This window comes from Dongshaea marina, from assembly GCF_003072645.1.
Taxonomy (GTDB): domain Bacteria; phylum Pseudomonadota; class Gammaproteobacteria; order Enterobacterales; family Aeromonadaceae; genus Dongshaea; species Dongshaea marina.
Genome location: NZ_CP028897.1, coordinates 352,370 through 363,403, shown reverse-complemented (window position 1 = coordinate 363,403; position 11,034 = coordinate 352,370). Strand labels below are relative to the sequence as shown.

Sequence of the window (11,034 nt, the reverse complement as noted above, 5' to 3'; positions counted from 1 at the left end):
TCCGCAGAACTTCGCGGATCGGCATCCTTGCCTCGTGACATACCGGAAAAGGAAATCCGTGTTTTGCTGACAATTATGATTCATGCCAAAGTCAAAAAAGAATGCCTCGATGAATTCCTGGAGATCGCCTCCCTGCTTACCCGGGAAACTCTAGGAAAAAGAAAGGGTTGTATCTCTTACTCATTCAACCAAAAGCAGGACAATCCAAACGAATTCATCCTACACGAACAGTGGCAAAGCGAGGAGAATCTCAACGAACACATCAGACAGCTCATCATCCTGTTAGGTCCTCCCAAACCCGGAGGTTTACTGCCTGAAAGACTGGTGAGCATGTATGAGTATGCTGAGCCTGCCTACTATAAAGTTATTGAGTAAGATGTTGCTGTAAAGTCATGCTTATTAACCCTGCGGGCGGCTGTTTGCGCCTGCGGCACAGTTGTCGGCCTGCCGACGGCAACCAAAGGGGATTGCTTGTCCAACCCCCTCTGGACTCTCAAGGACACCCCGATATTTGCTTTCTCCTCAAGTTTCAAACTCGCAAAGGTACAGGCAGACAGTACTTCCATGTACTGACCGCCTTTTCACGGCATCCATGCCACTCATCCTTTGCTCCTACTTGAAACTCTCGGCGCAAATAGACGGGGCTACCCCCACACCGTAAGCAGGTGCTTAGGGGAACCACAAAAGGCTATGCTTTTTCTTATCGAGGCAGGGTGTAATTGCTCCCGGAGCAATAAAACGCGAGATAGGGTGGAATTGCTTGTAGAACAATGAAACGAGAAGCAGGGTGCTGAACTGGGACGGGTGAACAAGGATGGTCACCATCGAGCTGGGGAAATTTATCAGGGATGATAAATGCATCACGCGTAGAGAGCTTTTGGTTACTTTTCTTGACAGAAAAGTGACTCGCCAGTCGGGCGAGACCGACAATTTCGGCGAAGCCGAATCCTCTGCATGATAGTGCAATCATAGCCAAGGCAAAAACCAGGGGCTGAAGAGGGAAGATTCCCCCTTCATGCTTTATCCGTAGGAGAAACAGAGTTTACTCCGTTCCCCCCACAGTCATCTGATCCAGCTTCAGGGTGGGCTGGCCAACGCCAACGGGTACCGATTGGCCATCCTTACCACATACCCCAACCCCGGCATCCAGTTTAAGATCATTGCCCACCATGGAGATCTGCTGCATCGCCTCGGCACCCGAGCCGATCAGGGTTGCACCGCGAATCGGCGTGGTGATCTTGCCATTTTCGATGAGATAAGCCTCGGAGGCGGAGAACACAAACTTACCCGAGGTGATATCCACCTGACCACCGCCAAAGTTGGGGGCATAGATCCCCTTATCCACGGTGGCGATGATCTCTTCGGGCGTATGCTCCCCGGGTAGCATGAAGGTGTTGGTCATCCTCGGCATCGGCAGGTGGGCATAGGACTCACGACGCCCATTACCGGTCGGCTCAACCCCCATCAAGCGGGCATTAAGTTTATCCTGCAGGTAGCCTTTGAGGATCCCATTTTCAATCAGCACATTATACTGACCCGGGGTCCCTTCATCATCGATGCTTACCGAGCCCCGGCGATCGGCAATATCTCCCTGATCCACCACGGTACAGTGCTTCGATGCCACCTGCTCGCCAATCCGCCCGAAGAAGACCGAAGACTCTTTGCGGTTAAAGTCTCCCTCCAGACCATGACCGACCGCCTCATGCAACAAGACACCGGGCCAGCCAGCACCCAGAACCACCGGCATACATCCTGCCGGGGCTGGTTGTGCATCCAGGTTTACCAGAGCCTGGCGAACCGCTTCGCGCACATAGCCAAAGGCTCTTTGCTCATCTCCAACCGTCTCGAGGAAGTAACTGTAATCGAAGCGACCACCGCCTCCTGAGCTCCCGCGCTCGCGGCGGCCATCCTTCTCAACCAGCACGCTACAGTTGAGACGAACCAGGGGACGAATATCAGCAGCCAGTGTACCATCGGTGGCGGCGACCAAAATCTCTTCATAGACCCCTGAGATGCTGGCAATCACCTGGGTCACGGCGGGATCCAGGCTACGGGCAAAGGCATCCATCTCTTCGAGAAGGCGAATTTTCTGCTGCTGAGTCAGAGATTGGTGGGGTTCCGCCTCCCCATACAGAGAGGGCGCCTTGTCTGCTTTCCAGGCGCAAACCCTGCCCTGTCCGCCATGGCGGGCGATCCCCCGGGCGGCATGAACCGCCTGCTCCAATGCAACCGGAGCAATCTCATCAGAATAAGCAAAGCCGGTTTTCTCTCCGGTAACGGCCCGTACCCCAACCCCCTGCTCTATGTTATAACTGGCATCTTTCACTATCCCATCTTCCAGCATCCATGCCTCGTGACGGGAGGTTTGAAAATAGAGCTCTCCAAAATCAAGCTCATGGCTCATCAGTGACGCCAGGTAACGCTGCAGTGCGTCATGATCCAAATCATTATTGGTTAGCAGCGATTGAGTAGCCTTCTGTAATCTCATCACTTTCTCCAGCAAGGGTTTAGCTGCCATGCCAACGCCGGGATCAATGCCCGATACCAGGGTGCAGTCCAGGGACCTTTATCATTATTTTGAGAATTCGCGGCAAGTCTAACATAACTCAGGGGGTCACAGTGCCACCCTTGCCGGTCAGGCTTCCGACCTTGACCTTACCCTGCTCACGTCCAACTTCCTCGACCTTCGGATTACTGAGATCGCCCACGATCCTGAAACGGATCTGGGTGATCACATTGATCACCGGCGCGAAGATCTTAGAAAGGGCATAAACCACCACCCCGGTCACCGGAGTGATCGCGAACGCTGCCAATACCGGCAGGCTACCTGTCACATCCGGCGAGAAAGCCACTTCAGAGTCGATTTGCCACTTACCCAGATCAATGCTCCCCTTGCCACTGAGCAAGCCGGCAGCACCGTTGATCTCCATCTTGCCATCGTTGACCACACCCTTACTGAGAGTCCCCGACAGGGTGGATGAGTCAAATGGAAAGCCTTTATCAAATACATCATGGAAGTCGAGCCGGAGCTTTCGGATCAGTGACTGAAAGCTCAAAATAGAGAGTAAGCGGGTTCCCTTGTCGCTTACCTCCAGCAGCGAGCCTGAATCGGTGCTGGCCGAAAAACTTCCATTGAGCCTGGCCAGGGCAAAATCAAGGGGAGTCCCCTTCCAGTTAAAGTCAAACCTGGCCTTGGTTGGCGCATCCTTGATCGGAGAGTGATTACCATAAGCCTCAATCAGCTTCTGCAAACTTGGACTGGTCAACTCCCCCGAAAGCTCGGTTTGCTCCTTCGATTCACTCCAGGCACCCTTACCTTCCAGTATCGAATTAGCAATCTCTACCCGGTAATTCTGCAGTGTGACCCCATCTTGTGTGGGTTTGAGCTCGGCCGATAGCTGCTGATACTGCTTACCGTTAAGGGAACAAGAGCTACAGTTAAAGGTCAGCCAGGGAAGACTCCTGAGCCTTTGATCCTGAGTGGATGCTTTCTGATCCGCCTGCCGGGCCGATAGCTGATACTGAAGATCGTGGAGGGTGATCTGCAAAGGCTTATCGGATTGGGTCGGAACCACCACCACACCATGCTGCCTGCCCGAACTGAAGGTCAGTGTGCTTTCTTTGGCAGTAAGGGTTCCCTGCAGGGTCATCGGCGCTGGTGTTATCCCATCGATCAGCAGCTTATCGGCACTGCCATTCAAAGACCATTGAGAGGGCCAGAGTGAGGCGTGCTCTCCGGTCCCGTGCTCTGGACTTGCAGCCTCAGAGATCACAGTCAACCAGTCAGCCAATTTTAACTGACCCAGTGCAAATTGAATGCTGGCCGAGCTTTTATTTGAGCTGGCCTTCGGAAAGGGGCGATCTCCAAGTTTCAGTGCAAACAGATTGAAGCGCGGCTGCTTGCGATAATCAAGCAAGGCATTTAACCGCACCAGCTTGCCCATGCCACCGGTTAATTTCGCCTGCTTCTCGTCACCACTGACATCCAGGTTCAGGGGCCAGCTCGTTGCATCCGCAGCCTTGATAAATGGTGTCGGCAGCTTAATTTCCACCCCGGTCATAGGAGAGTCCAGATTGAACTGGTAACTGAACCCGGGAGCCTCGGACGGCAAAGAGAGTTTGAGCTGACTGCTCCAGGGTGAGCCTCCGCTAAACCAACTATTTTCAGGCAGGTTTAACTCTTTTCGAAGCCAGGAGCTGGTCCACTTGCCTTTGGTTTTCAGATCCACCGCAAAACGATCGGCATATTTCACACCGCTATAGTCGATGCGCATCGGCATGTCGTGAAAAGTCGCCTGCAAGTCACTCATGGAGGAGTCATGGTCGCTAAATTTGAGAGTCCCGGTCACCCCCTTAAGCGGCATCCCCAGCGGAGTAATCAGTAGCTGATTATCTTTAAACTGAACATGGCCATTGACCCGAACCGGCTTATCATCCAGCGGGATCGCCAGCGACAGGTCGCCCTTGACCGGCCCCTTCACCTGCACCTGCTTGAGCACCTGACCTATGGAGTCCTTAAGCGCGGACTGGGACAAATAATCGGTCACCGACTTACCGGAGGCATCCAGATCGGCCTGAATCTTCAATACAGAGTGGGGATCAAAACTGTCAAACTTGGCGACCAGGCTGGTTGCTTTCCCCTTACCCAACATCAGGTGATCGCTGCGCATGGTCAATCCATCATTTTTAAATGCAAGATTGAGATCAAGATTGGTCAACGCAGGCCACTCGGGATCAAATTGGAATGTTGCCTTCTTTAGCGGAACATCCACCTCAAAAATACCCTGGTGTCCGGCATAGGGAAATTGACTCGGATCGCCATACCAAAGGAGTCTTGCGCCATGGACCGAGCCGCCCTGAATCGACTGATGCAGGTAATCAATGACCTCCTCATCCATCAGCCCATGGGGAAAGTAATTACTAGCTTTGGAGGCATCCAGCAGATCGATATCAGAATAGATAGCAAGGTTGGGATCGCCATGAGACGGCAAAGAGAGATTAAAGGCGCCATGCACCTTAAGATCGGCCGTGTTTAGTACCACAGACTTACTATCAAGCTGCCAGCCGGAGGTGTTTTTATGCCAGCTCAGAGGCAGCTTAAACGACTCAAGCTCCAAGGGCTGGCTAAACAGGGAGCCACTGGCTAGCTGCTGCTTGGTAAGGTTCAGCTCAAAAGAGCCATGATTTCGACTGATAGAAAAGCGTCCATCGGCCTCCTTCACCCCCGGGATCCACTTGGTATAACGCCAACTCGCCCGATCCAGCACCCCGGTTAAAGTAAAATCACTCAGATCGGCCGGAGCCGTCAGCTTGAGCTGGCGAATGCTTCCCTGGGGATCCATCGCATACAGTCGTTTTGCCCAGCCCTTGTCCGGAATAAAAATCGTCGCATAGCGGCTAAGGCGCAACAGGTCGAGATCATCAAAATCCCCGACCACCTGGCCCCGGGTCTGCTGAATTCGAAACTGCCAGGGAAGTACCTTTCCCTTATCCAATCGGGAGCTGATCCCGCTGCTGGCTAGAACCCAACCCTTCTCAAGGCGTTGAAAGTCGATTCGCCCGCCGGATGGCACCTCCAATTGATGCTTCTTACCACCATCACTCCAGTTAAGTTTCTCCGGGAGAAGCTGGAGGGTCGCACTTTGAGGGAGCACGCCCTTAAAGCGTGCCCACAGCTTGAATCCAAGCTCTGCACTAAGTTCACTATCAGAGGAGTGATAGCCACTGATGTTCTGATTGATCATCAGTTGGTTGGAATCCAGGTACAGCTCACTATCAAGGGTGCTAGGGTGGGCAGGATCTCCCGCCACATTCAGAACGAACCTCAGGTAGTTATCACTGCTGCCGTCACGCAGTCGCAGCAATCCGACCCCCTGGTGTTTAGAGGCGCCATTGATCCAGCTCAGATTTTTGATCTTGAGGCTACGCTCAACCTTTCCCTGGCTAAGAAGGGAGATGGAGCTATCGGTCAAAGAGAAGCGCCTGACCTGCTGCAACAGCAGCTTGGTCAGGGAGGCGTACTGATCCGGTGCAAATTTCCCCTGGGAAGCACCCAGTTGATCCCGATTCACCAAAAGGTGCAGATCTTCAAAGCTGATGCTGTCGAACTGCAGCCGCCATTGTTGCAGGCTCTTCCAAATCTTCAGGTGCAGATAGACCCGACCAATCTCCAGCCGAATCGCCTGCCCTTGCTGTTTTTTCTGCTCGACATCTGTGACCAGCAGTGCCGGACCACCATCATGCCAGCTTAAGGCCAGTTCACTGGCTGAAACAGAAAATTGATAATCGGAAAATAGCCAGTCCAGCAGCTGCTGCCGCTCACTGTTGAACCAGTTGGGTCCGTAACGACTGGCAGTTATCAGGATCGCCAACAGGAAAATCAGCAAGCCTATGCTGAACCAGAGCCAGCTTAAACAACGATATACCAAGACAAAGCCCTACATCATCACCACATCAAACTGCTCCTGACCATACAGGGGCTCAGTTTGAATGCGGATCTGCTTGCCAATAAAGACCTCCAGCTCTGCCAGGCTGTGAGACTCTTCACCAAGAAAGACATCGGTCACCGCCGGAGATGCATAGACCACAAACTGATCCGCATCATAAGCCCGGTTGACCCGAATGATCTCCCGCAGTATCTCATAGCAGATGGTCTCTACGGTTTTTAAAGTGCCTCGTCCATGACAGGAGCTACACTCGGCGCACAATACATGCTCCAGGCTCTCACGGGTACGCTTGCGCGTCATCTCGACCAGGCCTAAGGCCGAGAAATCGCTGATACTGCTCTTGGCCCGGTCCCGGGTCAGGGCATGCTCAAGGCTGGCTAACACCCGGCGCTTATGATCCTCATTTTGCATATCGATAAAATCGACAATGATAATCCCGCCGAGATTGCGCAACCTCAGCTGCCGGGCGATCGCCTGAGTTGCCTCGATATTGGTATTAAAGATGGTCTCTTCAAGGTTACGATGACCGACAAAGGCGCCGGTATTAATATCAACCGTAGTCATCGCCTCGGTCTGATCGATAATCAGATAGCCACCGGATTTAAGCTCGACCTTGCGCTCCAGGGCTCGCTGGATCTCATTTTCCACATCATAGAGATCAAAAATCGGGCTCTCACCCGGGTAGTATTCGAGCTTATCACTGAGCTCGGGAACAAACTCGCCGACAAAGCTTTGCAGCTCCTCAAACAGATCCCTGGAGTCGATGCGGATCTTATCCAGCTCCACCCCGCCGAAATCCCGCACCACCCGAAAAGCCAGCCGCAGATCTTCATACAGCATGTCACAGGGGCGCGCTCGCTTGCGTCGCTCACTGATCTTGCTCCACAGCCTTTTGAGGAAGCGGGCATCCTGCTCAAGCTCTACCTCTCCGGCGCCCTCGGCGGCGGTGCGCACAATAAAGCCACCCTGCTCATCCACATGCTTGGCCGCGATCGTCTTGAGTCGCTCACGTTCATCTTCACTCTCAACCCGCTGAGAGACCCCGACATGGGCACTCCCCGGCATCAGTACCAGGTAACGGGATGGCAGGGTGATATCTGTGGTCAGCCGGGCTCCTTTAGAGCCGAGAGGATCTTTGACCACCTGGACCAGCATATCCTGTCCCTGGCGAACCAGCTCTGCGATATTTCCCGCCTGAAACTTTTCCTGCTCTTTGGAGGCAACACACTCGGTGTGAGGCACTATATCCGAGGCGTGCAGAAAGGCTGCCTTCTCCATTCCGATATCCACAAAGGCAGCCTGCATTCCGGGAAGAACCCGACTGATTTTGCCCCGGTAGATATTTCCTACCAGACCCCGCCGCGCTTCACGCTCAATGTGAACCTCTTGCAGGATCCCCCGTTCCACCAGGGCAACGCGTGTTTCATATGGGGTAGCATTAATCAGCAGCTCTGCAGACATTGAGACTCCTTGGCCCGTTTTTCCAGATAGCTTTGGATCAGAAGATCGGTCTCAAGCAAAGGTAAACCGACCACTCCCGTATAGCTGCCATCAATGCGACTGACAAACTTCCCTGCTATGCCCTGAATGCCATAGGCTCCGGCCTTATCGCAGGGCTCACCGGTATGCCAATAATTCTCAATCTCGTGCTCCAACAGCTTGCGGAAGGTAACATCGGTCACCACCAGGCGTACTTCACAGCTATGAGGTGTCGCCAAAGCGATCGCCGTCATCACCTGATGTGTGGTGCCGGAGAGCATCTCCAGCATATCTTTGGCATCCGTCAGATCCAGGGGCTTTTCCAAAATCCGCTCCCCAACCACAACTATAGTATCCGCCCCTAAAACCGGCAGCTCTGAGGGCGCAATCTCAACACCAGCCTTCGCCTTCTCCTGGGCCAATCGGCACACATAATCTTCGGCCTTCTCATCCGCCTCCCGCTGCTCAACCACATCCGGCCGTAACAGTTCAAAGGGGTAATCCAATTGTGACAGCAGCTCCTTGCGCCGTGGGGATTGCGAAGCCAGATAGAGGGTTATCGTTTCATTGAGCATCATGTTATTTAATCCTGAACTGGCGCCTTAGTTTACGCAGCAGTAAAAATAGCCAGGGCCAGATAATCATGGTCGGGATCACCGACCAGAAAAAGCGGGTATGTATGGTCACTTCCGATGACAGGTGTTCGGCCCAGAACACCACCAGCTTCCCCAATAAAGAGAGACCACCCACGATGATCGCCTGCTGCCACAAAGAGAAATTGCGGATCTGTTGTGAATTGAGCGCCGTAAAGTAGGCGATGAGTGCCATCGCCAGAGCTCGGATCCCAAGAGTTCCACCCAACAGGACATCCAGCAGCATCCCGGAGATCCAGGCCGTCCCCATTCCCACCCTGTGGGGCAGGGCCATCACCCAGTAGATCATTACCATCACCAGCCAGTCGGGGCGATAGGGGTTGAGTTGAACAGGCAGGGGCAGGATAGCCAGCACCAATGCCAGCAAAAAAGAGAGATAAACTAACAGCAGCCCCTTAATTGAAGAGCTCACTGCTTGCCTCCTGTCTGAGGATGACTTTTCTGTGCATCGGACAACTCCTTTGGCCAAACCAGCAACAGATAGTGCAGGCGACTCAGATCGGCAACCGGCTTGGCTTCCACCCTGGCGAACGCCCTTCCCTCAATATACTGAAATAAGGTCACCCGGGCCACTGGTATTCCCTCGGGAAAACGTCCTCCTAGCCCTGAGCTCACCAAAAGATCGCCCGCCTTGATGTCGGTACTGCGCGGAATGTTATTCAGTACCAGGCTGTCGGGCTCGCCGGTTCCGGATACTATGGCTCGCTCATCGTTACGCTGAACCCTCACCGGGATCGAGTGACTGGGATCGCTGATCAATAGTACCCGACTGGTATTGGTTCCTACATGCAGTACCTGCCCCACGATTCCCTGATCATTGAGTACCGGCTGCCCCTGATAGACACCATCAAGCAGTCCTCGGTTGATCACCACCTGCTGACTGAAGGGATCGGAGACCACCGACATGATCTCTGCCATCTTCTCAGGATAGGGCTTGGGCATAGGTGCCTTTAGTAGCTGGCGAAGTCGTTGGTTTTCATGCTGCAGATCGCTCAGTTGCAATAGCTGCTCCTGAAGCAAAAACTGATTCTTCTTCAGTTGCTGATTCTCTTCCTGCAGCTGCTGGCGACTCTTAAACTGCTTCACCAGGCCATCGAGGAGCAAGCGTGGTGTATTCGCCGCATACTGCAGAGGGCTCACCACAGTACTGAGCCAGGTACGCGCCTCATTGAAATATCCGGAGCGGGAGTCGCCGATAATCAGGACCAACGAAATAATCACAGCCAGCAGCAACCGCCACTGTAGAGAGGGAGCTCGACCAAATATAGGTTTCATGTAACAGGATCTTGAAAGGCCGATCCAGGATCGGCCCAGAGATTAGTCGTAGTGGAAGAGATCGCCACCGTGCATATCGATCATCTCCAACGCCTTGCCGCCGCCACGGGCCACACAGGTGAGAGGATCTTCGGCGACCACCACGGGGATGCCGGTTTCTTCTGCGAGCAGGCGATCGAGATCGCGGATCAGTGCGCCACCACCGGTTAATACCATGCCGCGCTCTGAGATATCGGAAGCAAGCTCAGGCGGAGACTGCTCAAGGGCAACCATCACCGCGCTGACGATACCACTCAGAGGCTCCTGAAGCGCTTCAAGGATCTCATTGCTGTTCAGAGTAAAGCTTCTTGGCACACCCTCTGCCAGGTTGCGCCCACGCACCTCCAGTTCCTTAAGCTCATCACCAGGATAAGCTGAACCAATCTCATGCTTGATCCGCTCAGCGGTGGCTTCTCCGATCAGCGAGCCATAGTTACGGCGTACATAGTTAATGATCGACTCATCAAACTTATCTCCCCCTAAACGAACCGAAGAGGAGTAGACCACACCATTAAGAGAGATGATTGCAACCTCAGTGGTACCACCACCGATATCCACCACCATGGAGCCGGTTGCTTCAGACACCGGCAGCCCGGCACCAATCGCCGCAGCCATCGGCTCATCGATCAGGTAGACTTCACGAGCCCCTGCGCCCAGGGCCGATTCACGGATCGCCCGACGCTCAACCTGGGTCGAGCCACAGGGAACACAAACCAAAACCCTGGGGCTTGGTCGGAAAAAGTTGTTCTCATGGACCTGTTTGATGAAGTATTGCAGCATCTTCTCAGTCACATAAAAATCTGCAATCACCCCATCTTTGAGAGGACGAATCGCCGAAATATTGCCCGGGGTACGTCCCAGCATCTGCTTTGCGGCATGACCCACGGCGGCAACACTCTTAGATGTACCCATTTTCTCCTGACGGATAGCAACCACTGAAGGTTCATTGAGTACGATACCCTGATCCTTGACATAAATAAGGGTGTTAGCTGTTCCAAGATCGATCGAAAGATCATTGGAAAACAAGCCTCTTAGCTTTTTAAACATAGTCTTGGGGAATCCTGAATTGAGAAACCAGCGATCGTTCGGCTAACTTTACCAACGCAGCCCAGTTTCAGCAAGCTCACCCGACTCCGAGGGAG

Annotated in this window: 9 protein-coding genes; 2 read left to right on the top strand and 7 right to left on the bottom strand. The window is 53.5% G+C overall.

Annotation, left to right across the window (positions count from 1 at the left end):
* The first annotated feature begins 27 nt into the window (after nt 1-27).
* Both DB847_RS01865 and DB847_RS25290 read left to right on the top strand, forming a co-directional pair.
* Nucleotides 28-375, top strand: coding sequence for a putative quinol monooxygenase (locus DB847_RS01865; RefSeq protein WP_159084336.1), 348 nt, complete (start codon nt 28-30; stop codon nt 373-375).
* A 439-nt stretch (nt 376-814) separates the two neighbouring features.
* On the top strand, nt 815-958 hold the full coding sequence (locus DB847_RS25290; protein WP_234418483.1) for a hypothetical protein: 144 nt from the start codon (nt 815-817) through the stop codon (nt 956-958).
* An 84-nt stretch (nt 959-1,042) separates the two neighbouring features.
* On the opposite strand, the gene tldD is transcribed toward DB847_RS25290, so the two are convergent.
* From tldD to DB847_RS01830, 7 genes are all read right to left on the bottom strand, one after another.
* Nucleotides 1,043-2,488: a metalloprotease TldD gene (gene tldD / locus DB847_RS01860; protein ID WP_108649187.1), complete on the bottom strand. Its 1,446-nt coding sequence runs from the start codon at nt 2,486-2,488 to the stop codon at nt 1,043-1,045.
* 118 nt (nt 2,489-2,606) lie between these two features.
* Nucleotides 2,607-6,428, bottom strand: coding sequence for a YhdP family protein (locus DB847_RS01855; RefSeq protein WP_108649186.1), 3,822 nt, complete (start codon nt 6,426-6,428; stop codon nt 2,607-2,609).
* 9 nt (nt 6,429-6,437) lie between these two features.
* Nucleotides 6,438-7,907 (bottom strand): ribonuclease G, encoded by a 1,470-nt coding sequence (gene rng / locus DB847_RS01850; protein WP_108649185.1) that lies wholly within the window; start codon nt 7,905-7,907, stop codon nt 6,438-6,440.
* Nucleotides 7,889-8,503 carry a Maf family protein gene (locus tag DB847_RS01845; protein WP_108649184.1) on the bottom strand — a complete coding sequence of 205 codons (615 nt, stop codon included), beginning with the start codon at nt 8,501-8,503 and terminating at the stop codon, nt 7,889-7,891. Before DB847_RS01845 ends, rng begins: the two co-directional genes overlap by 19 nt.
* Nucleotide 8,504: 1 nt before the next feature.
* Nucleotides 8,505-8,990 carry a rod shape-determining protein MreD gene (gene mreD / locus DB847_RS01840; protein ID WP_108649183.1) on the bottom strand — a complete coding sequence of 162 codons (486 nt, stop codon included), beginning with the start codon at nt 8,988-8,990 and terminating at the stop codon, nt 8,505-8,507.
* Complete coding sequence (gene mreC, locus DB847_RS01835; RefSeq protein ID WP_108649182.1) at nt 8,987-9,853, bottom strand: rod shape-determining protein MreC; 867 nt, start codon at nt 9,851-9,853, stop codon at nt 8,987-8,989. The genes mreD and mreC overlap by 4 nt, the downstream gene beginning before the upstream one ends.
* Before the next feature lie 42 nt (nt 9,854-9,895).
* Entirely contained in the window at nt 9,896-10,939 is a 1,044-nt protein-coding gene (locus tag DB847_RS01830; RefSeq protein WP_108649181.1) for a rod shape-determining protein, read from the bottom strand.
* Nucleotides 10,940-11,034 lie beyond the last annotated feature (95 nt).

What these genes read in the sequence shown, in the direction of transcription:
- DB847_RS25290 (WP_234418483.1), top strand. Translation starts at nt 815, where the DNA reads ATGGTCACCATCGAGCTGGGGAAATTTATCAGGGATGATAAATGCATC.
- tldD (WP_108649187.1), bottom strand. Translation starts at nt 2,488, where the DNA reads ATGAGATTACAGAAGGCTACTCAATCGCTGCTAACCAATAATGATTTG.
- rng (WP_108649185.1), bottom strand. Translation starts at nt 7,907, where the DNA reads ATGTCTGCAGAGCTGCTGATTAATGCTACCCCATATGAAACACGCGTT.
- DB847_RS01845 (WP_108649184.1), bottom strand. Translation starts at nt 8,503, where the DNA reads ATGATGCTCAATGAAACGATAACCCTCTATCTGGCTTCGCAATCCCCA.
- mreC (WP_108649182.1), bottom strand. Translation starts at nt 9,853, where the DNA reads ATGAAACCTATATTTGGTCGAGCTCCCTCTCTACAGTGGCGGTTGCTG.
- DB847_RS01830 (WP_108649181.1), bottom strand. Translation starts at nt 10,939, where the DNA reads ATGTTTAAAAAGCTAAGAGGCTTGTTTTCCAATGATCTTTCGATCGAT.